Source organism: Bacillus sp. FSL R9-9492, assembly GCF_038007365.1.
Lineage (GTDB): Bacteria > Bacillota > Bacilli > Bacillales > Bacillaceae_G > Bacillus_A > Bacillus_A mycoides.
Window position 1 is genome coordinate 1,207,269 of record NZ_JBBOXC010000001.1, and the last position, 24,853, is coordinate 1,232,121.

Annotated in this window: 25 protein-coding genes and 3 pseudogenes; 16 read left to right on the top strand and 12 right to left on the bottom strand. The window is 37.4% G+C overall.

What is annotated here, in order from left to right; genetic code table 11:
* Window positions 1–12 precede the first annotated feature (12 nt).
* Window positions 13–1,290 carry an isocitrate lyase gene (gene aceA, locus MKY70_RS06075; RefSeq protein WP_002125874.1) on the top strand — a complete coding sequence of 426 codons (1,278 nt, stop codon included), beginning with the start codon at window positions 13–15 and terminating at the stop codon, window positions 1,288–1,290.
* A gap of 136 nt (window positions 1,291–1,426) precedes the next feature.
* Here aceA and MKY70_RS06080 read toward each other — a convergent pair whose 3' ends face one another.
* A complete protein-coding gene (locus MKY70_RS06080) occupies window positions 1,427–1,921 on the bottom strand; it encodes a DUF6584 family protein (protein ID WP_002011284.1) in 495 nt (164 codons plus the stop codon).
* Window positions 1,922–2,197: 276 nt separating this feature from the next.
* Here MKY70_RS06080 and cspA point away from each other — a divergent pair, with 276 nt between their 5' ends.
* A complete protein-coding gene (gene cspA / locus MKY70_RS06085) occupies window positions 2,198–2,401 on the top strand; it encodes an RNA chaperone/antiterminator CspA (protein WP_002011282.1) in 204 nt (67 codons plus the stop codon).
* Window positions 2,402–2,427: 26 nt separating this feature from the next.
* Window positions 2,428–2,680 (top strand): annotated as a pseudogene (locus tag MKY70_RS06090) (hypothetical protein); the annotation flags it as partial.
* Between the two features lie 49 nt (window positions 2,681–2,729).
* On the opposite strand, the gene MKY70_RS06095 reads toward MKY70_RS06090, so the two are convergent.
* Window positions 2,730–2,915, bottom strand: coding sequence for a hypothetical protein (locus MKY70_RS06095; RefSeq protein ID WP_002011281.1), 186 nt, complete (start codon window positions 2,913–2,915; stop codon window positions 2,730–2,732).
* A 293-nt stretch (window positions 2,916–3,208) separates the two neighbouring features.
* Between MKY70_RS06095 and MKY70_RS30785 the strand changes: the two are divergent.
* From MKY70_RS30785 to MKY70_RS06130, 8 genes and pseudogenes are all read left to right on the top strand, one after another.
* Window positions 3,209–3,295 (top strand): annotated as a pseudogene (locus tag MKY70_RS30785) (RNA-guided endonuclease InsQ/TnpB family protein); the annotation flags it as partial.
* 49 nt (window positions 3,296–3,344) lie between these two features.
* Entirely contained in the window at window positions 3,345–3,926 is a 582-nt protein-coding gene (locus MKY70_RS06100; protein WP_002011279.1) for a competence protein ComK, read from the top strand.
* Between the two features lie 335 nt (window positions 3,927–4,261).
* Window positions 4,262–4,855, top strand: coding sequence for a TVP38/TMEM64 family protein (locus MKY70_RS06105; RefSeq protein ID WP_002011278.1), 594 nt, complete (start codon window positions 4,262–4,264; stop codon window positions 4,853–4,855).
* A 210-nt stretch (window positions 4,856–5,065) separates the two neighbouring features.
* On the top strand, window positions 5,066–5,629 hold the full coding sequence (gene lepB / locus MKY70_RS06110) for a signal peptidase I (protein WP_002011277.1): 564 nt from the start codon (window positions 5,066–5,068) through the stop codon (window positions 5,627–5,629).
* 117 nt (window positions 5,630–5,746) lie between these two features.
* On the top strand, window positions 5,747–9,262 hold the full coding sequence (gene addB, locus MKY70_RS06115; RefSeq protein ID WP_016093092.1) for a helicase-exonuclease AddAB subunit AddB: 3,516 nt from the start codon (window positions 5,747–5,749) through the stop codon (window positions 9,260–9,262).
* Window positions 9,259–12,984, top strand: a complete 3,726-nt coding sequence (gene addA, locus MKY70_RS06120) for a helicase-exonuclease AddAB subunit AddA (protein ID WP_341023690.1) — start codon at window positions 9,259–9,261, stop codon at window positions 12,982–12,984. The genes addB and addA overlap by 4 nt, the downstream gene beginning before the upstream one ends.
* A gap of 23 nt (window positions 12,985–13,007) precedes the next feature.
* Window positions 13,008–13,286, top strand: coding sequence for an RNA polymerase alpha subunit C-terminal domain-containing protein (locus MKY70_RS06125; protein ID WP_088030979.1), 279 nt, complete (start codon window positions 13,008–13,010; stop codon window positions 13,284–13,286).
* A 217-nt stretch (window positions 13,287–13,503) separates the two neighbouring features.
* On the top strand, window positions 13,504–14,211 hold the full coding sequence (locus MKY70_RS06130; RefSeq protein ID WP_016119808.1) for a DNA alkylation repair protein: 708 nt from the start codon (window positions 13,504–13,506) through the stop codon (window positions 14,209–14,211).
* A gap of 50 nt (window positions 14,212–14,261) precedes the next feature.
* On the opposite strand, the gene gerPF is transcribed toward MKY70_RS06130, so the two are convergent.
* The 7 genes from gerPF to MKY70_RS06165 form a co-directional block, all read right to left on the bottom strand.
* Window positions 14,262–14,477 (bottom strand): spore germination protein GerPF, encoded by a 216-nt coding sequence (gene gerPF / locus MKY70_RS06135; protein ID WP_001141570.1) that lies wholly within the window; start codon window positions 14,475–14,477, stop codon window positions 14,262–14,264.
* 42 nt (window positions 14,478–14,519) lie between these two features.
* A complete protein-coding gene (locus MKY70_RS06140; RefSeq protein ID WP_002030295.1) occupies window positions 14,520–14,906 on the bottom strand; it encodes a spore germination protein GerPE in 387 nt (128 codons plus the stop codon).
* A gap of 14 nt (window positions 14,907–14,920) precedes the next feature.
* The gene (gene gerPD, locus MKY70_RS06145) at window positions 14,921–15,115 is read right to left on the bottom strand and encodes a spore germination protein GerPD (RefSeq protein ID WP_001052805.1); all 195 of its coding nucleotides are present in this window, start codon (window positions 15,113–15,115) and stop codon (window positions 14,921–14,923) included.
* 6 nt (window positions 15,116–15,121) lie between these two features.
* Window positions 15,122–15,736 carry a spore germination protein GerPC gene (gene gerPC / locus MKY70_RS06150; RefSeq protein ID WP_001070757.1) on the bottom strand — a complete coding sequence of 205 codons (615 nt, stop codon included), beginning with the start codon at window positions 15,734–15,736 and terminating at the stop codon, window positions 15,122–15,124.
* Between the two features lie 67 nt (window positions 15,737–15,803).
* On the bottom strand, window positions 15,804–16,010 hold the full coding sequence (gerPB, locus tag MKY70_RS06155; RefSeq protein ID WP_001012505.1) for a spore germination protein GerPB: 207 nt from the start codon (window positions 16,008–16,010) through the stop codon (window positions 15,804–15,806).
* 14 nt (window positions 16,011–16,024) lie between these two features.
* A complete protein-coding gene (gene gerPA / locus MKY70_RS06160) occupies window positions 16,025–16,246 on the bottom strand; it encodes a spore germination protein GerPA (protein WP_001111190.1) in 222 nt (73 codons plus the stop codon).
* A 96-nt stretch (window positions 16,247–16,342) separates the two neighbouring features.
* Window positions 16,343–16,522 (bottom strand): aspartyl-phosphate phosphatase Spo0E family protein, encoded by a 180-nt coding sequence (locus MKY70_RS06165; RefSeq protein ID WP_002087032.1) that lies wholly within the window; start codon window positions 16,520–16,522, stop codon window positions 16,343–16,345.
* A 243-nt stretch (window positions 16,523–16,765) separates the two neighbouring features.
* On the opposite strand from MKY70_RS06165, the gene MKY70_RS06170 reads away from it, so the two are divergent.
* Window positions 16,766–17,668, top strand: a complete 903-nt coding sequence (locus tag MKY70_RS06170) for a fumarylacetoacetate hydrolase family protein (protein WP_002125896.1) — start codon at window positions 16,766–16,768, stop codon at window positions 17,666–17,668.
* A 34-nt stretch (window positions 17,669–17,702) separates the two neighbouring features.
* Here the strand turns inward: MKY70_RS06170 and MKY70_RS06175 are convergent, their stop codons facing one another.
* The gene (locus tag MKY70_RS06175; RefSeq protein ID WP_000925332.1) at window positions 17,703–17,987 is read right to left on the bottom strand and encodes a hypothetical protein; all 285 of its coding nucleotides are present in this window, start codon (window positions 17,985–17,987) and stop codon (window positions 17,703–17,705) included.
* Between the two features lie 107 nt (window positions 17,988–18,094).
* A complete protein-coding gene (rocD, locus tag MKY70_RS06180) occupies window positions 18,095–19,285 on the bottom strand; it encodes an ornithine aminotransferase (protein ID WP_000616665.1) in 1,191 nt (396 codons plus the stop codon).
* A 150-nt stretch (window positions 19,286–19,435) separates the two neighbouring features.
* On the opposite strand from rocD, the gene MKY70_RS06185 reads away from it, so the two are divergent.
* Window positions 19,436–19,801, top strand: a complete 366-nt coding sequence (locus MKY70_RS06185; RefSeq protein ID WP_000233497.1) for a YisL family protein — start codon at window positions 19,436–19,438, stop codon at window positions 19,799–19,801.
* Between the two features lie 57 nt (window positions 19,802–19,858).
* On the opposite strand, the gene MKY70_RS06190 is transcribed toward MKY70_RS06185, so the two are convergent.
* Window positions 19,859–20,413, bottom strand: a complete 555-nt coding sequence (locus MKY70_RS06190) for a DUF2777 domain-containing protein (RefSeq protein ID WP_002011254.1) — start codon at window positions 20,411–20,413, stop codon at window positions 19,859–19,861.
* A gap of 242 nt (window positions 20,414–20,655) precedes the next feature.
* Between MKY70_RS06190 and asnB the strand changes: the two genes are divergently transcribed.
* From asnB to katB, 3 genes and pseudogenes are all read left to right on the top strand, one after another.
* On the top strand, window positions 20,656–22,503 hold the full coding sequence (gene asnB, locus MKY70_RS06195) for an asparagine synthase (glutamine-hydrolyzing) (RefSeq protein WP_061675293.1): 1,848 nt from the start codon (window positions 20,656–20,658) through the stop codon (window positions 22,501–22,503).
* Window positions 22,504–22,692: 189 nt separating this feature from the next.
* Window positions 22,693–23,297: pseudogene (locus MKY70_RS30790) on the top strand (ferrochelatase).
* A gap of 59 nt (window positions 23,298–23,356) precedes the next feature.
* Window positions 23,357–24,823, top strand: coding sequence for a catalase KatB (gene katB, locus MKY70_RS06210; protein WP_341023693.1), 1,467 nt, complete (start codon window positions 23,357–23,359; stop codon window positions 24,821–24,823).
* Window positions 24,824–24,853: the final 30 nt, after the last annotated feature.

Here is a 24,853-nt window from a genome sequence, read left to right on the forward strand (position 1 = left end):
GGGATGGAACATATGAAAAACGAAAGAATTGATAAATTGCAGGAAAGCTGGGAATTAGATACGCGCTGGAAAGGGATAACACGTCCATATACAGCTGAAGATGTAATTCGTCTGCGCGGATCTATTGATATTGAACATACGTTAGCGCGCTGCGGTGCAGAGAAGCTTTGGAAATCACTTCATACAGAAGATTATATTAATGCACTTGGGGCATTAACAGGAAACCAAGCGATGCAACAAGTGAAGGCTGGATTAAAAGCAATTTATTTAAGCGGTTGGCAAGTAGCGGCAGATGCGAACCTTTCTGGACATATGTATCCTGACCAAAGCTTATACCCAGCGAACAGTGTGCCAGCTGTTGTAAAACGAATTAACCAAACACTTCAACGTGCTGATCAAATTCAGCATATGGAAGGTAGCGGTGATACGGATTATTTCGTTCCAATTGTGGCGGATGCTGAAGCTGGGTTTGGTGGACAGTTAAACGTATTTGAATTAATGAAAGGGATGATTGAAGCGGGTGCATCTGGCGTGCACTTTGAAGACCAATTATCTTCAGAGAAAAAATGCGGGCATTTAGGCGGAAAAGTATTATTACCGACGCAAACAGCGGTGCGTAATTTAATTTCGGCACGTCTTGCTGCGGATGTAATGGGTGTACCAACAATTATCGTCGCAAGAACAGATGCAGATGCGGCAGATTTAATTACGAGCGATATCGATCCAGTTGATCAAGAGTTTATTACAGGTGAAAGAACGCCAGAAGGGTTTTATCATACGAAAGCAGGTCTTGATCAAGCAATTGCACGTGGTTTAGCGTATGCTCCGTATGCAGATCTCGTTTGGTGTGAAACGTCGGAGCCAAATTTAGAAGATGCAAAACGCTTTGCGGACGCAATTCATAAAAAATATCCAGGGAAGCTACTTGCTTACAACTGTTCCCCTTCTTTTAACTGGAAACAAAAATTAGATGAAAAAACGATTGCAAGCTTCCAAAAAGAAATTGCATCGTACGGTTATAAATTCCAGTTCGTAACGCTTGCTGGATTCCATTCATTAAATTACGGCATGTTTGAATTAGCGCGTGGTTATAAAGAGCGCGGCATGGCAGCGTACTCTGAATTACAACAAGCAGAGTTCGCAGCAGAGAAATACGGTTACTCTGCAACGCGCCATCAACGCGAAGTAGGAACAGGATACTTTGATGAAGTAGCACAAGTGATTACAGGCGGTACTTCATCAACGACTGCTCTAAAAGGATCCACAGAAGAAGAACAGTTTACGAAATAAAGGTATAAGTAGGTGCCCCAAAAAATATTTTTGGGGCACTTTTCTTATTTATTATTACGTCGCTGACATTGTTAAACTTTGTCGCAAAGTTGATGTAATTTTATTTGTCGTCGTATTGTGGGACGTTCACTTCTATTTAAAATATCCAATCCAATATAGTGAATATACCAACGATAGCAGTGAAAAGAAGGAATGCGAATAATGATAGACAGCCCCATGTAAATAGTTTGTCTTTCCATGTTTCTTCATAATCATCAATTAGTTCCTCTATCACTTTTTTCTGCAATGGCTGTAAGGGACGTTCGGTGTGTAGTCCTGTAATAATGTTACGATCTCCTTTGAATTTTAAAGCACGTACAATATGATAAGAGTCGTTTCCCATCGATTTTTCAAATTGTAGACATGCCGCGTGCATAACATCTGTTTTCTCTTTTTCAAGATACCAATACCGTCCAGCCATTTCTGGGTATTGTAATGTAAAGTAAATGTCACCGAGTTTTTTCCTAAGTGCTAATTCATTCGGATAAGTAGTGATTAATCCGTGTAATCTATCTCTTGCTTTTCCAAGGTTGTTATTTTCAATATCTTTTTCAATTCTCTTTAATGTTTTTTTAGGGATTATTTCTGTCATACACGCCTCCTTATTAGAATAGGTGTGGTTATATTTTATAAGAAATACTAAAATTTAGAAATTTTATTTTTAAAAAGGATTGTACATTCTATTTTAAGTATGTTATGATAATACCAGTTGAATAATTAAATTAAGCAATCCATATATTATCAAATGCCGAAAACAAACGGGAAAAAGTATGTGAGAACTAGTTTATGTTTCGAATTTGATAATGTGTGGATTCTTTTTTTATACATGAAGACTAAATAAAATGTATTTTCGTAGGAGGAAATAATTATGACAGTTACAGGACAAGTAAAATGGTTTAACAACGAAAAAGGCTTCGGTTTCATCGAAGTTCCAGGCGAAAACGATGTATTCGTACATTTCTCTGCAATCGAAACTGATGGTTTCAAATCTTTAGAAGAAGGCCAAAAAGTTAGCTTCGAAATCGAAGATGGCAACCGTGGACCTCAAGCTAAAAACGTAATCAAACTATAATTTTATAGTTTATTATAGAAAAAAGGATGGCTTATGCCATCCTTTTTTTTGTTGTTGAGATATACGATATTTATATTAGTAATAAAGACAGCCTAAAAAGTACGATTGAAGAAATAAAGGCGTACTCGAAAACTTATGAAAATGATAAAGTGACGGTAATTGATTTGAGGAAGTCTCATTCTCGGTATTTAGATCAAGAACCATATATAATCATAGTACAGGTTGAAAGAGATACAGAGAATATTGGAAGAAAAAATAGTAGGTTTTTTTGAGAATGAAGGAAATGGCAATCAGTATGTAAAAAGGGCTTTCCGTAAAGGAAGGCCTTTTAGTGTTCTTTCACAGCTTTTTTCTTTTCACGTTTCTTGCATTCTGGACATTTAGATTTACGAAAAGGCTTCGCGAAGAACAGTAAAATAAAAAATAAACCGAATATAATACTCGCTGAATTTTTTACGATAACAATGCTACTATTTTTCATTTGAATTGTTGGATGATCTTGCTTTTCTTCCATGAGAGACCTCCGTATATTTGATTTATATTTTAATTATAGCAAAATTAATTGCTGTAATTATATGAAAAGGGGAATGTGTTAAACATATTACAAATGATATAAATTCTTTTTTCGTATATAGAATCCTCTTTTTATACAGATTATTCCTTTGATATTCATATATCATTATTAACAGATTTGTATTATATTTGATTTATTATAAGTATTTGTAAAGAATCGTAGAATGTAAACCATTTCCTTTTCGTAGGTGCTACTATAAAAGGGAAATGAAGAAGGGAAATTAAATAGCAATCGAAAATTTAAAAAAGAGAGGTGAAAAATCTGTTACTAACAAAAGAGCGAGTATAGATAAAAGTATTCTTAGCGTGCAAAAACTACATACTCTAAGGATATACATTTGCCTATATTTGTAGTAGCAGACAGTAGACTATGGAAAGTAAAGTAGAACGTTATGTCGAAAACTATGTTGTAAGCAAAAATACAATGGCCTTACTTCCTGTTGTTCTAGGAGAAAAGAAAGTTGTTACGCGAATTGTAGAAATGGAAGATTCTTTTTTCGTATTTCAAAAGCCTCTTGATATTATAGAGAGAAGTTGCCGGAAGCATGGTTCTAGTTTCTTTGGAAGAAAAGAAGGAACGAAGGAGTTAACTCGTATTACACATAAAGCTCCTATCGCAATTAGCCCGACAGATCAACTTTATTTTTTCCCTACGTATTCTTATTCTCGAAAAGAGTGTGCGTGGTTATCTCATTTTCATATTGAAGATAATAAAGAATTAAAAGATGGAAATCTTATTATTAGATTTATAAATGGTTTCGCTGTGAAACTAGAAATGTCAAAAAGTAGCTTTGAAAATCAGCAAAATCGTACAGCGAAATTACGGACAGAGTATGAAGATCGTAAGAAAAAACAAGGAAATCCTTGCTTTAAAGAGATTGATAAAAATGAAGAATCTAAATTAACACCAGCATATGAGAAAGTGTATTTTGTGAAGGAAGGCGAAGTGTGAGAGGGAAAGGATGGGGAGACTCATCCTTTTTATTTGTCTGTTTTTGTCGGAAAGTCGATAAAAATCAAATTGTGGTCGATGTATTCAGAAAATCACCGCTGTAATTTCATTTACCGAAAAAAATCATCAAAAAATATTGTTCCTCAAACAACCAAACGTACAACAAACCTTGTCGAATATTGAAAGATTATCATAGCATAATAATGAAGGAATTCTAGCGAATGATATGGAAACTTTAATAAATACATCTCCATATGTCGTATCTACCATTTCCTCTTTCATTTAAGCAATGATACAGTAGAGGTAGTAATTAGAGTAAAGGGGTAAAGTGTAGAATGGATTTTCAAACGATCAAAGAGTATTTTTCACCAGAAAATATGGATCATATTGTTGAAAGTTATCGTGCGTTCGGACCGCTTCTCGGTATTGGCTTACCGATGATAGAGGCGCTTATTCCGGCATTGCCACTCATTGTGTTTGTGTTGGCGAATGCTGTTGCATTTGGTTTTTGGTTCGGTTTTCTTTATTCATGGATTGGGTCAGTAATTGGTGCAATGCTTGTATTTTTCATTATTCGTAGCTTTGGAAGAAGTCGTTTCTTTTCTTTTGTAAATAAGCATGAGAGAGTGCGAAAAGCGATGGGATGGATTGAAAGAAAAGGGTTCGCGCCAATCTTTGTTATATTTTGTTTTCCGTTCACACCATCTGCGCTTATAAATGTTGTAGCTGGTTTGTCTCGCATTAGCGTAAAACAGTTTGGACTAGCATTAGCATTTGGAAAGCTTGTTATGATCTTTATTTTAACGTATATCGGTCATGATTTAGTGTCATTTATTCATAAGCCGGTGAAATCGGTTATTGTGGGCGTTGTTATTTTTATTTTATGGTATGTCGGTAAAAAAATTGAAGTAAAGTTAGAACTACATTAGGAAAAGTCTTCTTTGTCCCGCTATTTGAGGGCAGTAAAACTCCCACCAAAAAATTCGACTGAAGCAAAGAAGTTAGGTGGGAGATCAAACTGCCCGTAAATGCCCGATTGGTGCGGGCTCATAATCGGTGGGGGATGAACAAAACCCCCACCGATTAAGTTTCACTTTATAAATACAAGCTTCATCATTAAAGGGCGAGGGGAGAAGCGAATGAAGAAAACTTTGAAAAAAGAAGGGCTAGAGTGGGTAAGAACAATTTTAATTGGTGTACTATTAGCTGTATTTTTTCGAACGTTTTTCTTTTCAACGTACGTTGTAGAGGGGAAGTCAATGATGCCGACATTGCAAGATGGAAATATGCTCGTTGTAAATAAGGTGAGTTATCAAGTAGGGGACTTGAATCGATTTGATGTCGTCGTTTTTCATGCGAATAAAAAAGAGGACTATGTAAAGCGAATTATCGGTTTACCTGGGGATCATATCGAATATAAGCATGATAAATTATATATAAACGGACAATTCGTGGATGAACCTTATTTAGAGACGTATAAGAAAGAGACAAATGGACGGCAATTAACAGGCGATTTTAAACTAGAAGAGTTAACGAAAGAAAAGTTTGTACCACCCGGTTCTATTTTTGTAGTTGGTGACAACCGCCTTGGTAGCTGGGATAGTAGGCACTTCGGCTTTGTGAAAGCTGATACAGTTGTCGGTAAAGTTGATTTACGATATTGGCCGATTCAAGAGGTACAAACGAATTTTTCAAAAGGCTGATATAATAAAATGAAGTATAAGGAAAAGACAAACGAGTATGTTTGTCTTTTTTATCGTCCTATAATACAATTGTGATAGCAAACTAACGTTCGTTATGTAAGTGAAAGGTGGGGTTTCATGTCACTTCGATTTGTGATTGGTAGAGCTGGAAGTGGAAAAAGTACACTTTGTTTACACGAAGTGCAAGAAGAGTTAAAACAGCGCCCAAGAGGGAAAACAATATTATATCTTGTGCCAGAACAGATGACATTCCAAACGCAGCAGGCGTTAATTGGGAGCGAAGATGTAAGAGGTTCTATTCGGGCACAAGTTTTTAGTTTTTCGCGATTAGCGTGGAAGGTGCTGCAAGAAGTTGGCGGAGCGAGTCGTCTTCATATTGATGAAGCTGGTGTACATATGTTGCTTCGTAAAATTGTAGAATCTCGTAAAGATGGACTATCTGTGTTTCAAAAAGCAGCGGAGCAAAACGGTTTCTTTGAACATCTTGGTAGTATGATTGCTGAGTTTAAACGTTACAATGTGACGCCGTCTAACGTATATGAAATGTGGCAACAATTAGACACGCATAGCAGTAGTGCAGAGCAAAAGCTACTAGCGAATAAAGTGTATGATTTACAGTTACTATATGATGATTTTGAACGTGCTTTAATCGGAAAGTATTTAGATTCAGAAGACTACTTACAATTATTAATTGAGAAGCTTTCAGACTCTGAGTATGTAAAAGGCGCGGAAATTTATATAGATGGATTCCATTCATTTTCTCCTCAAGAGCTAGAAATCGTTAGAGGGCTAATGAGATTAGGAACAAGAGTAACAATAACATTAACGATAGATGAAAAAACGTTAGCGCAGCCAGTGAATGAACTAGATTTATTTTATGAAACGACGTTAACGTATGAAAAAATAAAACAAGTAGCGCGTGAAGAGAAAATAGAAATTGAAAAAACAATTCCACTTATGGAACAACCGCGTTTTCATTCTCCAGCATTAGCTCATTTAGAAACGCATTATGAAGCGCGTCCGAATGAAAAGTATCATGGTGAAGCGAGTGTAACAATTAGTACAGCAGCTAATTTACGAGCTGAAGTAGAAGGTGTAGCTCGTGAAATTAGAAGACTTGTGGCGGATGAAGACTATCGTTACCGAGATATCGCAGTCCTTCTTCGTAACGGAGAAAGTTATTACGACGTAATGCGAACGTTATTTACGGATTATAATATCCCGCATTTCATCGATGAAAAACGCCCAATGTCACATCATCCGCTAGTAGAATGTATTCGTTCTGCACTCGAGATTATTAGCGGGAATTGGCGTTATGATGCAGTATTCCGCTGCGTGAAAACAGAGCTTTTATATCCATTAGATGTAAGAAAAGAAGCGATGCGCGAAGAGATGGATGAGTTTGAAAACTACTGTTTAGCGTACGGTGTACAAGGGAAGAGATGGACTTCTGAAGATCCGTGGATGTATCGTCGTTATCGTTCTCTTGATGATGCGAGCGAAATGATAACAGACAGTGAGCGTGAAATGGAAGAGAAAATAAATCGACTTCGCGACGTTGTAAGAACGCCAGTTATTCGTATGCAAAAAAGACTGAAGCGTGCTGGAACAGTTATGCAAATGTGCGAAGCGGTATATTTATTTTTAGAGGAGCTTGACGTTCCGAAAAAACTAGAAGAATTACGTGTTCGTGCAGAAGAAAATGGAGATTTCTTATTTGCGACAGACCATGAGCAAGTATGGGAAGAAGTGATGAATCTTCTTGATACGTTCGTTGAGATGCTTGGCGAAGAGAAGATGTCCCTTTCAATGTTTACGGAGGTTATGTCGACAGGTCTTGAGGCACTTCAATTTGCGAACATTCCGCCGTCACTAGATCAAGTGTTAGTTGCTAACATTGATCATTCTAGATTATCAGATATTAAAGCGACGTTCATTATTGGAGTAAATGAAGGAGTGATTCCAGCAGCGCCTATGGATGAAGGGATGCTTTCTGATGAGGAAAGAAATGTTCTCACCGCTGCAGGTATCGAATTAGCACCAACGACGAGACAAACTTTATTAGAAGAACAGTTCGTTATGTATCAAATGGTGACGAGAGCATCTGAGAAGTTATACATTTCCTGTCCGCTTGCGGATGAAGAAGGAAAGACGTTACTTGCTTCTAGTTTTATTAAAAAAATAAAAAGAATGTTCCCTGATGTGAAAGAATCGTTTATTACGAATGATGTAAATGACTTATCGCGTTCGGAACAAATCTCATATGTAGCAACGCCAGAAGTAACGTTGTCTTATGTCATGCAGCAACTGCAAACGTGGAAGCGATACGGATTTGAAGGCAATTTAGACTTTTGGTGGGACGTATATAACTTCTACGTTACTTCAGATGAATGGAAGCAAAAAAGTAGCCGTGTGTTATCAAGTTTATTCTACCGAAATCGTGCACAGAAACTAAGTACAGATGTAAGTAGGGATTTATATGGAGATACAATTAAGGGAAGCGTTTCTCGTATGGAACTATTTAATCGCTGTGCGTATGCTCATTTTGCTCAGCACGGTTTATCGCTAAGAGAGCGTGATATTTTCAAACTTGATGCGCCAGATATCGGTGAATTATTCCATGCAGCGCTGAAGAGAATTGCAGACAAGCTATTACGTGAAAATCGGACTTGGGCGGATTTATCAATAAAAGAGTGTGAACACCTTTCTGCTTTAGTAATAGAAGAAATTGCACCGTTATTACAAAGACAAATTTTATTAAGTTCGAACCGTCATTTCTATTTAAAGCAAAAACTACAACAAATCATTTTCCGTACGTCACTTATTCTTCGTGAACATGCGAAGTCGAGTGGATTTGTACCAGTTGATTTAGAAGTACCGTTCGGTATGGGCGGGACTGGATCTCTTCCGCCAATGGAATTTGCGTTGCCAAATGGTGTGAAGATGGAAGTAGTTGGCCGTATTGACCGTGTTGATAAGGCGGAAGATGAGAGTGGTACGTTCCTTCGTATTATTGATTATAAATCAAGTTCGAAAGCGTTAGATTTAACAGAAGTGTATTACGGACTCGCACTTCAAATGTTAACGTATTTAGATGTTGTTACTTCAAATGCACATACGTGGATGAAAAAGGGCAGTACTGCATCACCGGCGGGTGTATTGTATTTCCATATTCATAACCCGATTGTTGAGATGAAAGGCGATGCATCTGAAGAAGAAATTGAGAAAGAAATTTTAAAGAAATTTAAAATGAAAGGTCTCGTACTAGGAGATGCTGACGTTGTGCGTTTAATGGATAATAAACTTTCAACAGGAAGCTCTGATATTATTTCTGCTGGTCTGAAAAAAGATGGTAGTTTTAGTGCGCGTTCTAGCATTGCAAGTGAACAAGAGTTTAACGTACTTCAAAAATATGTACACCACTCGTTTGAAAATATCGGAAAAGACATTACAGAAGGTGTTATCGATATTGCTCCTTACAAAAAGGGGAATAAAGCGGCATGTACGTTCTGTAACTTCAAATCTGTTTGTCAATTTGATGAATCACTTGAAGATAACCAATTCCGTACGTTAAAAGATATGAAAGATAGCGAAGCGATGGAGAAAATTAGAGAGGAGGTTGGCGGAGAATGATAGAAAATTGGCCTCAGAAACCAGAAGGTAGTCAATGGACAGATGACCAGTGGAAAGCGGTTGTAGCGAACGGACGTGATATTTTAGTCGCAGCGGCAGCTGGATCAGGGAAAACAGCGGTATTAGTCGAACGTATTATTAAAAAGATTATAAGTGAGGAAAATCCAGTCGATGTCGACCGCCTGCTCGTTGTAACATTTACGAATGCAGCAGCGCAAGAAATGAAAAATCGAATTGGGGAAGCGTTAGAAAAAGTATTAATTGATGGGCCAGGTTCACAGCATATAAGAAAGCAGCTTAGCTTATTAAATAAAGCTTCCATTTCAACAATTCATTCATTTTGTTTACAAGTTATTAGAGGATATTATTACATGCTTGATGTCGATCCTCGTTTTCGTATTGCGAACCAAACGGAAAATGAGTTATTAAAAGAAGAAGTGCTAGATGACATATTAGAAGAAGAATATGGAATCGAAGATAATAGTATTTTCTTTGAACTAGTTGATCGTTATACGAGTGACCGTAGTGACGATGACTTACAACGAATGATTTTAGCGCTTCATACAGAATCAAGAGCGCATCCAAACCCGGAGAAGTGGCTTGATAAATTAGTAGAAGCATACGACGTTGAAGGAAAGACGATTGAAGATTTAGTGTACGCTTCTTACTTATTAGAAGATGTGAAGTTTCAGCTTGAAACAGCGGAAAAGCATATTCGTAAGGCGACTGAACTCGCAATGCTTCCTGATGGTCCAGCGCCTCGCGTTGAAACTTTACAAGCGGATTTAGCTTTACTTGGAACGTTATCCTCAGCAGCGAGTGGATCGTGGACAAGCGTTTATGAAGCGATGCAAAATGTATCGTGGCAAACGTTAAAGCGTATTAAAAAAAGTGATTACAACGAAGATGTTGTAAAACAAGTAGATTCTCTTCGTAATAAAGCGAAAGATGAAGTGAAGAAATTACAAGAAGAGCTATTTAGCCGCAGACCCGAAAGTTTCTTACGAGATTTTCAAGATATGCATCCTGTATTAGAAAAACTCGTGAAGCTTGTAAAAGTATTTACAGAGCGTTTCCAAGCGATTAAGCGAGATAAAGGAATGGTCGATTTCACAGATTTAGAGCATTTCTGTTTGCAAATTTTAAGCGAGCAAAGTGAAGGCGGTGAAATGAAGCCGTCAGCAGTAGCACTTCAATATCGTAATAAATTTGCTGAAGTACTAGTTGATGAATATCAAGATACGAACTTCGTACAGGAATCAATTATTAAATTCGTAACGAAAGATTCTGAGAGTGAAGGAAACTTGTTCATGGTTGGTGACGTAAAACAGTCAATCTATCGTTTCCGACTAGCAGAGCCTGGTTTATTCTTAGGAAAATATAAACGTTTCACACAAGAAGGATCGGGCGGCGGAATGAAGATTGACTTAGCGAAAAACTTCCGTAGCCGTCATGAAGTGCTAGCAGGTACGAACTTTATTTTCAAACAAATTATGGGCGAAGAAGTCGGCGAAATCGATTATGATGCTGACGCTGAATTAAAGCTAGGTGCTAGCTATCCAGAAGGTGAAGATGTAGCGGCAGAGCTATTATGTATTCAGCAAACTGAGGAAGAAGTGCAAGACGGTGAAGAAGGTGCCGAAGTAGAAAAAGCGCAGCTTGAAGCTCGTCTTATGGCGCAGCGTATTAAAGCAATGGTCGATTCAGGCTATGCAGTGTATGATCGTAAAACTGATAGTATGCGCCCAGTGCAATATCGTGATTTCGTTATTTTACTTCGCTCCATGCCATGGGCGCCGCAAATTATGGAAGAGTTAAAACTACAAGGAATTCCGGTATATGCTGACCTTGCGACTGGTTACTTTGAAGCGACAGAAGTAAATATTATGATGAACGTATTCCGCGTCATTGATAACCCGATGCAAGATATTCCGCTTGCAGCTGTACTTCGTTCACCGATCGTTGGACTAAATGACGAAGAACTTGCGACGCTTCGTGCTCATGGAAAGAAAGGCTCGTTTTATGAAGTGATGAGCTCATTCTTAAAGGGAGCGCCGCTTGAAGAAGAACAAGAATTGCATGATAAATTAGAGTGGTTTTATAACTTACTGCAAGGGTGGCGTGAATTTGCGCGTCAACAATCTCTTTCTGATTTAATTTGGAAAGTGTACGGTGAGACAGGCTATTACGACTTTGTCGGCGGTTTACCAGCCGGAAAGCAAAGGCAGGCAAACTTACGCGTACTATATGACCGTGCAAGACAATATGAAGCAACATCGTTTAGAGGATTATTCCGCTTCTTGCGCTTTATTGAGCGTATTTTAGAACGCGGAGATGATATGGGAACGGCGAGAGCCCTCGGAGAACAAGAAGATGTTGTTCGCATTATGACGATTCATAAAAGTAAAGGGCTAGAGTTCCCAGTCGTATTTGTAGCTGGACTTGGTCGCCGTTTTAATACACAAGATTTAATGAAGCGTTTCTTACTTCATAAAGATTTCGGTTTCGGTTCACAATTTATCGATCCTCGTAAACGAATTAAATATACGACATTATCGCAACTAGCGATTAAGCGTAAAATGAAGATGGAATTAATTGCGGAAGAAATGCGCGTACTATACGTAGCATTAACACGTGCAAAAGAGAAGTTGATTTTAATTGGAACAGTTAAAGATGCAAATAAAGAAATAGAAAAATGGCTCGATGCAAGAGAGCATAGTGAATGGTTATTACCAGACCATATTCGTGCCGGAGCGTCTTGCTACTTAGACTGGATTGCACCTTCCTTATATAGACACCGTGATAGTGAAATGCTTCTTGAATTAGGACAAGGAAATATTCCAGGCGAAATTTATGAATATAGTGCTAGCTGGAAAGTAGAAGTTGTTGAAGGGAAAGATTTACTTGCACCAGAACCAGTTCAAGAAGAGAAACAAGAGTTATTAGAAGCGCTTCGTGATAAAAAAGCTGTTCCGTTAGAAAGTGAACGGAAAGAAGAAGTGTACGACAGATTGATGTGGGAATACGGGTATACGGACGCGACATCTCACCGTGCGAAACAGTCTGTTACAGAAATAAAGAGAAATTATCAATCTGAAGAAGGTAGCGATAACGCCTTTATTAAAAAACTTCGTGCACCAATTAAAACACGTCCGCGCTTTATGGAGAAAAAAGGGCTAACATACGCAGAGCGAGGGACAGCAGTCCATGCCGTTATGCAGCATGTAGATTTGAAGAAACCAATTACGATTGAAGTTCTTCAAGAACAAATTGCAAGAATGGTAAATAAAGAACTATTAACATTTGAACAAGCTGAAGAAATAGCGATTGAAAAGGTAATTTCATTCTTTGACAGTGACTTAGGTAAAAGGGTATTAGCAGCAAAAAGTGTTGAGCGCGAAGTACCATTTACGATGATGCTTTCAGCAGAAGAAGCGTATCAAGATTGGCAAGGGAAGAAAGGCGAATCAATACTTGTCCAAGGGGTTATCGACTGCATGATCGAAGAGGAAGACGGAATTACTTTAATCGACTTTAAAACAGATACGATTGAAGGAAAGTTCCCAGGCGGATTTGATCAAGCGAAACCAATTTTAGAAGACCGATACAAAGTACAGCTTTCACTATATGCAAAAGCACTCGAGAAAAGCTTAAAACATCCTGTGAAAGAGAAATGTTTATATTTCTTTGATGGAAATCATGTTGTAAATATTGACGAATAGAGCTTAGAAAGGGGTTATGGATTATGGCGACGTTAAGAACTTGTGATCAAGGACACGAGTACTACAAAAGTAGCGATTGTCCAACTTGCCCAACCTGTGAGAAAGAGAGAAAGCCAAAAGAAGGCTTTCTTTCTCTTCTTTCAGCACCAGCAAGGCGAGCGTTAGAGCACCATGGAATAACGACTGAAGCAGAACTTTCAAAGAATAGTGAAAAAGAAATTTTGAAACTGCACGGTATAGGGCCAGCATCTTTACCTAAATTGAGAGCGGCTTTAGAAGATAAGGGATTATCATTTAAATAAAGAAAAACTAATCATTAGCGAGGAGTGGCATCTTAACTAATGATTAGTTTATATAATCGGTATTAATTAGCTGGATAAACGCATATAACGAAATCTCATTTTGAAAATCTTAAATCGATGGACAAAACGCTTTAACAGATGAATTTATGAAGTGTAGAGAACTTGATAAAGAATATAAGTGAATTGATTATAATAGTAAGGAAGGAAGTGCAACACGATGGATTTTGAAACAGTAATGCAAGAGCTTGAAATTCTCGGCAAGGAACGAACTAAAAAAATATACATATCTAATGGTGCAAAGGAGCCACTTTTTGGCGTAGCTACAGGTGCTATGAAACCAATCGCGAAGAAAATAAAAATCAATCAAAGTTTAGCTGAAGAGCTTTATGCTACAGGTAACTATGATGCGATGTACTTTGCAGGCATTATTGCAGATCCAAAAACTATGAAAGAATCGGATTTTGATCGTTGGATGGATGGGGCGTACTTTTATATGCTGTCCGATTATGTGGTAGCAGTAACTTTATCAGAGTCAGATTTTGCACAAGACGTTGCTGATAAATGGATTGCAAGTGGTGACGAGCTAAGAATGTCCGCGGGCTGGAGTTGCTACTGCTGGCTTTTAGGGAATCGAAAAGACCATGAATTTTCCGAAAGTAAGATTACCAATATGCTAGAAGTTGTGAAAAATACAATTCACGATGCGCCAGAACGAACGAAATCCGCTATGAATAATTTTCTAAACACCGTGGGGATTTCATATGTGCCGCTACATGAAAAGGCAGTTGAAACCGCAAAGGAAGTAGGCATAGTAGAACTAAAACGGGACAACAAGAAAAGCAGTTTTCTAAACGCTTACGAAAGTATTCATAAAGGACTTGATAGAGGAAGACTGGGGTTCAAACGTAAATATGTAAGGTGTTAAAAAACAGAAGGAAAAGCATTAGCTCTATACAAGAAGAGCTAATGCTTTTTTTACGCTGTTCCAATTTGATCTTGGTCTGCAACGTCCGAATCGAATGTATTTGTTGCACTAACGCCGCTAAAAGTGTTAACGACAAATCCGACATTGGAAGCCCCAGATCCGTTATAAGCTTTCGTATTTTCTTTCGGAGACACGTTATAAAAATCTCCTAAGTTGAAAGAGCCGTTACTGTTTTGAACGACGAGATTTCCTACAACCGAAGGCATACCATCCACCTACTTTACTAAGCTTTTTAATTACTATATGAATTATTTAGAGGAAGGTTCATCAGTAATAAATTGGCGGATTTGTAGCGTACGAGAATTATTAAAAACATAGTCAACATTGCCGATTTGGAAGCACGCGGAATTTAAAAGGGTTCGCAAGTGAACATCATTTACTTCAATAAAAGGGCACTCATTTACAATATTCATTTTTACATCTGTTGTTCGCTTTGGAATTGTAATGTATTCATCTGTAAAGATTTCAAACGCATCAAAACGACCTTCACCTTTTATATAACAAGGGATTTCTCGATGAACGATAAGTGCTCTATTTTTTAATTCTATTTGATTAGAATCCCCGGCCTGGAAGACAGCTGCAACCCCCATAGAAACGATAGAAACATTTTGTACAATTGAAGTATGACGGAGCATAATTTTTCCTCTCCTCAACCTGGAGTCGGAGGGACATCTGTTACTAATGGTACAAATGGTCCCTCTGTAACAGATTCGAATGGCGTATCAAGAATAGAAGAAAGGATGAGAAGGTTTGCATCTCCAATTAAAAATAATGCGGAAGAAGAAACCCCGTTCATTTTAATCTGGCCTACTTTTAACTCGCGGTTTACAACATTTAAATTCATACATACTCACTCCTTTCGGAAATTGCCCGGTATGTGTTGAATAAAGGAAAGGAACGCCTTGTCAATATCTTGTTTCATCGCTTGAATAATGATGTCTCGTAAATAATCGGGATCTGTGGAAATACCCTCATACGATTGAACTTGTGATAAATAATATGGAAGTCTATGTTCCATCTGTTTTTTTATGTCATCCACCATCATTTGTCGATACATCTCATCAAGCGGCGTTCTCTCTTCTTGTTCAAAATGGAGAATTCGACTATACGCTTCTTCATCTAAATAGCGATGCATTTCTTGGAGGATACCTTGATAAAAGTCTGGATTTGTTTCTGTTTCAGGATTTACTTTTAATGTTTCTGTATCCACTTGAAAATCTTCAATTTGTTGCCCTTTTGTTGAAAATGGATTCAAGCCAATATTTAAAGTGCCGTTTAAATTTTCTACTTTTAATTGATCGAATTTATATTCCACTTTTCCTATAGAAGAGGAGGGACGACTTTTTAACTCATTAAGCTCTTCTTGTAGTAGGCGAACTTGCTCTTCAAGGTTTAGAATAGTTTGCTGCTGTATTTGGAGAGCTTGTTGAAGTTGGTGTAGGTAAGTATATATATCTTGATTCATTTGTGAAACCTCCTTTTCAATAGGGAGGGGAAATATATTCCTGCTATATATTTATGACAAGGATACCTTAAGAAGAACTAGTTGATGGTTTGATGGAAATAATTTGTCCTTTCGCATGTAAAGGGCGAAGCGGTTCTGTAAATCCGCCAGAATTTGAGAATTTAGAAAGAGCCTTAATACTACCTGCAGTTCCAATTTGAAAAACGGAAGAGGTCGTAATGCTATCGATTTTAATGCTGTTAATGATGATACTTTGGTTCACATAAAAATTCAATGCAATCGCCCCCTTTAGTTCGAACCAATTATTGCTTGATCAATTACATCTGAATCATTGACGGTCGTTGAGCTTTGATAATTGTAGACAGAGACGTTATCCCCAACATTAAATGAACCGGCTCCGGCAAAAGCGCGTGAATAACTAATAGGCCTAATCGCAAATACATCTCCAATATGAAAAATACCACTTGATCCAATGTTAACGATACGAATATGTCCGACCATAGCTGGCATACAAAACACCTTTCGTTTTTAAAATTTTCTTTTCTACTATTGTATGGGCGTTTTCAATAAAATGTGTATTTTTTCGAAATAAAAGAAACACATACGTTATTGCGTATGTGTTTCGAACATTTGAGTATGTGTGCAATCTGTATGTATAGGCCAAACAACATTTAAGAGCCTGTCCAATTCCTGGCTACAATCTACTGTTTTTTGAGAAGTCATTCCGTAGCGTTCAGCAAAATAGATCATTTTTTCGCGTTTTTTTTCGATAGCTTGCTCAAACATTGAAATCGGCTCCATCTCTCAATAAATTTTATGTATATATGTAGTACATATTATACAAAAATTCCATAAAAAAGAAACATCTTCGCTAAAAAAAGTATAATTTCTACATTTTATGTCAAATAACGGATGAGGAACAAATGTAAGAATGGTTGAATATTGTAAAAATTAGCGTGTGTAAGAAGGTTTTTTTCTTAAGGATGCGAATACAATTATAGGGTATGAGTTTTAGGATGGAGAGTGGAAATGTTGCGTTTTGTAACGGCGAAGAAAGAAGAAAAAGTATTTGTAGGTATTGTGGATGAAGAGGAAGAAAAGGTATTACATTTAAGAGAAGCGCAAAGACAAAAAGGGGAAAAGGTTACTATCCCAATTACCATGTTAGAGTGTATTGAAAGAGGAAGCGAATGTCTTGAGAAAGTGTACGATATTGTAAATTGGGCGAAGGAAAATGCGGGATCGGCGTATTATCCGTTAGCAGAGGTGAAAATATTAGCACCGATTCCAAGGCCGAGAAAAAATATTCTTTGTGTTGGAAAGAACTATCGTGAGCATGCGGTAGAAATGGGCGGAGTAGAGTCTATCCCTGAAAATATAATGATTTTTACAAAGGCGCCAACAACAGTGATTGGAATTGATGAGCAAATTAATGGTCACCCTCACGCGACGAATGAACTTGATTACGAAGGTGAACTAGCAATCGTTATCGGTAAGCGAGGGAAACAAATAAAAATAGAAAAAGCTCTTGATCATGTTTTTGGATATACAGTTATAAATGATGTAACTGCTCGAGATATTCAAAGAAAACATAAACAATTTTTCCTAGGGAAAAGTTTCGATACATTTTGTCCGATGGGACCGTATTTAATTCATAAATCGATGGTTAGAACGCCGAATGCATTACACATTGAAACAGTGGTAAATGGAGAAGTAAGGCAAACTTCAAATACGAGAGAAATGATTTTTTCAGTAGAAGAAATTATTTCAACTATAAGTAAAGGCATGACATTAGAGCCAGGAGATATCATTGCAACAGGGACACCAGCTGGTGTTGGTAAAGGTTTTACACCACCGAAGTTTTTACATGCTGGTGATGAAGTTGTTATTACAGTAGAGGGAATTGGTACGTTAAGAAATATAGTGAAATGAAAAAAGAGCTATCTTGTGAAAAGATAGCTCTTTTCTATGGGCGTGGATTAACGGAGTAATCTATGATGGCGAAAATATACAATCCGATTAATGCTAAAGTACAAATTCCAATTAGCATAACTGCAAGTGCGCTTCTCTCACGGCCAAAACCGATAATTGTAAGGAAAACAGCAGCCCAAAATGATGTTTTGAGTAGTGTGAATGTATTAGGAGTTGAATAATGACTGAGTAAAGTTGTAGATAATATGAAGCCGATGAATGTCATAGAAATAAAAATTGTAGCTAAATTATTAATGTGTTTACCGTATTTCAATAGCATACAGTTACCCCCTTTTTAACAAAAAAACAGAATATTCAATTTTATTTTACGATAAATTACTAAAAAAAGAAAGAGGTTGTCCTATATTTAGGACAACCTCACTATGATTAAGATAGTACAGCTTTAATTTTTTGGAACGCCCACTCTAAATCTTCTTCAGAGATTACTAGAGGTGGTGCAATACGAATTACGTTTTCGTGTGTTTCTTTACATAATAGACCAGCTGCTTTTAGTTGTTCACAGTAAGGACGAGCTGGCTCGTTTAATTCGATACCGATGAATAAACCTTTACCGCGAATGTCAGTAATCATTGGGTTATCAATTTCTTTTAATTGCCCAACTAGTTTTTCTCCTAATTGAAGAGAACGCTCTGTTAATTTTTCTTCTTCTAATACTTCAAGAGCTGCAATAGAAACAGCACATGCAAGTGGGTTACCACCGAATGTAGAACCGTGAGAACCAGGCTCGAATACACCTAAAATGTCGCTGTTTGCTGCAACACAAGAGATTGGGAATACGCCGCCGCCAAGTGCTTTACCAAGTATGTACATGTCAGGAGTTACATTGTCCCAGTCGCAAGCAAATACTTTACCCGTACGGCCTAAGCCTGTTTGGATTTCATCTGCTACGAATAAAACGTTTTCTTTTTTACATACTTCAAAAGCTTCTTGTAAGAAACCAGCTGGTGGAATGTTAATTCCTGCTTCACCTTGGATTGGCTCTAAAATGAATGCAGCTGTATTTGGTGTAATCGCAGCTTTTAACGCTTCTAAATCACCATAAGGAATTACAATAATGCCAGGAAGCATTGGACCGAAGCCGCGCTTGTACTCTTCGTTTGATGACATAGAAACAGCACCCATTGTACGTCCGTGGAAGTTATCTTCACAAACGATGATTTCTGCACGGTTTGCTTCTACCTTTTTCACATCATAAGCCCAGCGACGAGCTGTTTTAATTGCAGTTTCAACAGCCTCTGCACCTGTATTCATAGGAAGTACCATATTTTTATTTGTTAGTTTCGCAACTTTTTCGTACCAAGGACCTAATTGATCGCTATGGAAAGCACGAGAAGTTAACGTCACTCGATTAGCTTGGTCAATTAAAGCGTTAATGATTTTTGGATGACGATGACCTTGGTTTACTGCAGAATATGCACTTAATAAGTCCATATAGCGGTTTCCTTCAGGATCTTCTACCCAAACGCCTTCTGCTTTAGAAATAACGATTGGAAGTGGATGGTAGTTATTTGCCCCGTATGTGTCTGTAAGTTCGATAATATCCTTAGTTTGAATCATGATTGTTCCCCCTTTTGTTATTACAAGAAGTTTGTAAATACTCTAAATATTATAGCATTTAAATATAAAAAAGCGAAACATTTCCTGAAAATATATGAACATGTTATCATATAGAGTGAAAAAGTGTGAAAAAGAGGAGGCAGGGATACGATGGTACATATGCATATTACAGCATGGGCGTTAGGATTAATTTTATTCTTCGTTGCGTATTCACTTTATTCAGCAGGAAGAAAAGGTAAAGGTGTACATATGGGGCTTCGCCTTATGTACATTATCATTATTGTGACAGGTTTCATGTTGTACATGAGTATTGTGAAGACGGCAACAGGTAGCATGCACATGTGGTACGGCATGAAAATGCTAGCTGGTATATTAGTAATCGCTGGAATGGAAATGGTTCTTGTGAAAATGAGCAAGAACAAAGCAACAGGGGCATTTTGGGGATTATTTATTGTTGCACTAGTAGCGGTATTTTACCTTGGACTGAAATTACCGATTGGTTGGCAAGTATTCTAATAAAAAATAAAACCACCTTATGATCTCAAATATTTGGGAGATAAGGTGGTTTTTATTTTATGTCGCATCAATATGCAACTCTTCTCCGTTTACTTTCGTAAATCGCAAAATATTTTTATTAGAGGAAGAGTGGCGTACAAAATGATGCTGCAATGTACAAATCATCTCTTCATTATCAAATAAAAGAATATTTACTCCTTCGCATGCTTCCTCTTTTGGCAAGAATGATAAATAATTATGACAATACATGCAATCATATAAAGAGTAATTAAGTGATTGCAATGATTCGGTTAATAATGTAAAGACAGAGTCAGGTAATTCCTCAAGCCATTCATTATAGCTAAGAAGTAATTTTTTTCGAATTCGTATCATTTCCCCGTTTTGGAGAGAATGTTGTTCATTTGCAATTTGTAATATGTCTTGTTCATAAAAACGAGCTGGTAGCCAATTGTTGTTATATAAAATTTCAAAACCATCTTCAGCAATATCTTCTAATAGAAAAGCCTCATCATTTTCATCATCAAAGAATACCCATTCTTTGTTTATATATTCTACATTACCGACTGTATGAGCACGCGGTTGGTTATACAAAATATGTTTGCGTTGTATCATAGTTCATTTCTCCTTTTATAGAAATAGTTATTCTTGTTATGGACAGTTCGTACGTTCTTTATAACTAGACACACCTAAAGATAGATGGGCATACAATAAAACACGCTTTACACTGTGAAACTGCTATTCCATATGTGGATAGTTAGTTATCGTCAAGTTTGTTGTTTTTATGTATCCGCACTCATAGGGTGGGGATTACTGCACGTTCAGAAACAGATATTAGATTAGGAAGGATGATTCTTATGTGCGGGATTACAGGATGGGTGGATTATAAACGCTCATTAGAAGGGGAAAGGGACATCGTGACGAAGATGGCGGAAACGCTAGCGAAACGCGGTCCAGATGATAATAAAGTTTGGATTAAAGGGAACGTCGCATTTGGGCATAAACGGTTAATCGTTGTAGATCCTGAAGGTGGTAAACAACCCATGACTTGTTTAAAAGACGAAACGAGTTATGCGATTTGCTATAACGGAGAGCTCTACAATACAGAAGATATTCGCAAAGAGTTATTAAGAAGAGGTTATACATTTAAAGGGCATTCCGATACAGAAGTACTATTGGCATCTTATATTGAATGGAAAGAAGAATGTGTCGATCATTTAAACGGTATATATGCGTTTGCAGTATGGGATGAGAAAAATGAACGAGTCTTTATTGCCAGAGATCGATTAGGTGTAAAACCGCTTTTTTATAAATATGATAGCGGACGATTATTATTTGGTTCAGAGTTAAAAGCGATACTAGCGCATCCAGATGTGAAGGCGGAAGTAACGTTAGAAGGGTTGTCAGAAATATTTGGCCTCGGACCATCTAGAACGCCTGGTCACGGTGTATATGCTGGTATTCAAGAACTGCGTCCGGGTCATGCAATGACGTTCTCAAAAGACGGTTTATGCATATGGAGATATTGGAATGTAGAAAGTAAAAAACATGAAGATTCATTTGAAGAAACAGTAGAGAAAACTCGTTTTTTATTACAAGATGCGATTACGAGACAATTAGTTTCTGACGTACCACTATGCACTTTTTTATCGGGAGGTGTAGATTCAAGTGCTATCACAGCAATTGCCGCGAAAGAGTATGAAAGATCAGGGAAAGGTCAATTGCACACGTATTCTGTTGACTATGAAGATAACGACAAATATTTTAAAGCGAATGCGTTTCAGCCAAATTCAGATGCACCATTTATTAATTTAATGACAGAGACATTTCAAACAATTCATCATCGCTGCGTCATTTCTAATGAACAACTAGCACAGTATTTAACAGAAGCAGTACTCGTTCGCGATTTGCCTGGTATGGCAGATATTGATTCTTCATTATTATGGTTTTGCCGTGAAATAAAACAAGATTTTGTCGTCGGTCTATCTGGAGAATGTGCAGATGAAATATTCGGAGGTTATCCGTGGTTTTATAGAGAAGATGATTTACAATCAAGTGCATTTCCGTGGATGCGTTCTACAGAAGCGCGTGAACAACTTCTGAAGAAAGAATGGAGAAATAAATTAAATTTACAACAATATGTACAACAACGCTATGAAGAATCCATTCAAGAAGTTCCTATTTTAGAGGGAGAAAGCCCATTAGAAGCGAAGAGACGACAATTATTTTATTTAAACATGGTATGGTTTATGACAACATTATTAGACAGAAAAGACCGTATGAGTATGGGGGCAAGCTTAGAAGTACGCGTTCCATTTGCGGACCACCGACTTGTCGAATATGCGTGGAATATTCCTTGGGAAATGAAAATGTATAAAAACCGCGAAAAAGGTCTATTGCGTAAGGCTTTAGAAGGATTACTTCCAAATGATATATTGTATAGAAAGAAAAGTCCGTATCCGAAAACGCATAACCCGCACTATACGAAAGCAGTCACAGTATGGCTCCAAGATTTATTAACGGATAAAGGCTCAATTTTGCATGAATTGTTCGATAAGGAGCAATTGAGCGGATTGATCCAGTCTGGCGGCAGTGCATTTCAAAAACCATGGTTTGGTCAATTAATGACTGGGCCGCAGCTTTTAGCTCATTTAGCGCAAATTCATGTTTGGTTTAAAGAGTATGGGGTAAATATTAAGGAATAGGGAAAGAGCGGCTTATATTTATGTGAGCCGCTCTTTTTCTTAAATAAATTGTCATATAAAATTCGAAATCATATTAGAAATAATACTTATTTAGAATTATTATTTTGACGTACTTATTATTGCTTGTTATAATTGGAAACAAATGTTCTTGAAAAAGATTCTCATTTCCAAAATTGAGGTGCTATATAGATGACGAAGAAGAAAATAGGTTTGCTTGTAATGGCATATGGAACACCGGAGTCATTAGATGATGTAGAAGCTTATTATACTCACATTCGTCATGGCCGTAAGCCATCTGAAGAAGCGCTCCAAAATTTAATCGGACGGTATAAAGCGATTGGTGGAATTTCACCGCTTGGGAAAATAATGAAAGAGCAGGCGCATAAATTAACAGATTCAATGAATAAAATGTTTACAGAGTATGAATTTGTTTGTTACTTAGGTTTAAAACACATTGCTCGATTTAGGAGTTTTATCCCGCTATTTGTGGGCAGTAAAACTGCCACCTCAAAATTCAGCTGGAGCAAGGAAGTTAGGTGGGAGATCAACTGCCCGTAAATGCCCGATTGGTTCAACTAATAATCAGTGTGGGATGAACACCCCCCACTGATTAAAGTTTCACTTTATATGACACCGATTATGAATGTAAAGTTGTAACTGATGAATTAAATGCCGCATATTTTAGACTAAATATGCCCAATTCACAATCTGTATTTATTGATTGTTTAGCTGAAATTGCTTCCAAAAAAATGAAGGAAATAGTTGACAAGGATTTAATTTTGAATAATAATTAGTTTATAATAATTTTAAATAAATAATAATTACTATGAAGAAAAGAGGAGGATCACCCTTGATGAATCCAAATAAGCGCTTAACAACAAACCAAGGTGCTCCAGTTGGAGATAACCAAAACTCTCGTACAGCTGGTCGCCGTGGACCGGTATTGTTAGAAGACTATCATTTAGTAGAAAAACTTGCTCACTTTGATCGTGAACGTATTCCTGAGCGTGTTGTGCATGCACGTGGTGCAGGTGCTCACGGTGTATTCGTAACGAAAAACAGCATGAAGCAATATACGAAAGCAGCGTTTTTACAAAATGAAGGAACTGAAACACCTGTATTCGTTCGTTTCTCAACGGTTATTCATGGTCAAGGTTCTCCAGAGACAGCTCGTGATCCGCGTGGGTTCGCTGTTAAATTTTATACAGAAGAAGGAAACTACGATGTCGTAGGTAACCACTTACCAGTTTTCTTCATTCGTGACGCAATTAAATTCCCTGACATGGTGCATTCTTTAAAGCCAGCACCTGATACAAATGTTCAAACGCCAGATCGTTACTGGGATTTCATGACGTTAACTCCAGAATCTACACATATGATGACGTGGGTATTTTCTGATTATGGTACACCGGCAAACTACCGTGAAATGGAAGGTTTCGGCGTACATTCATTTAAATGGATTAATGCAGAAGGTAAAATCGTTTACATTAAGTATCATTGGAAGCCACAGCAAGGTGTACGTAACTTAAGTGCAAAAGAAGTCGAGCAAGTGCAAGGTAAAGACTTCAATCATGCAACTCGTGATTTATTCGATGCAATCGAAAAAGGAAACTATCCGAAATGGGATTTACACGTACAAGTAATGCAACTAGATGAAACGGATTCTTTAGATTTCGATCCACTAGATCCGACGAAAGTATGGCCAGAAGATCGCTTCCCATTAATTGAAGTAGGGACAATGACGTTAAATCGTAACCCGAAAAACTTCTTTGCGGAAGTAGAACAAGCGGCGTTTACTCCAAGTGCAACTGTAAATGGTATTGAACCATCTGAAGATAAATTATTACAAGGTCGTTTATTCTCTTACCCAGATACGCAGCGTTATCGCCTTGGTGCAAACTATTTACAAATTCCTGTAAACTGCCCATACGCTGCTGTTCGTAATCAACAACGTGATGGTGCGATGCAAGTGGATCAAAACCCATCTACAATAAACTACGAACCGAGCCGTCATACTGAAAATCCAGTTGAGGATCCAGCTTACCGCGATTCAACTATGAAAGTAGAAGGCTACGTATCTCGTGAAAAAATTGAAAAACCAAATGACTTCAAACAAGCGGGTGAGCGTTACCGTTCATTCTCTAAAGAAGAGCAAGACAACTTAATTGCGAACTTAACAAACGACTTAAAAGGCGTAAATGAGCAAACGAAATTACTAGCTATTTGCAACTTCTTCCGCGCAGATCATGACTACGGAATGCGTTTAGCAGGGGCGTTAAATGTTGATATTACGCAGTATGTAGGGAATGTTCCGAAGTAAATAGGAAAAGACGACTGGAAGAATTTTCGG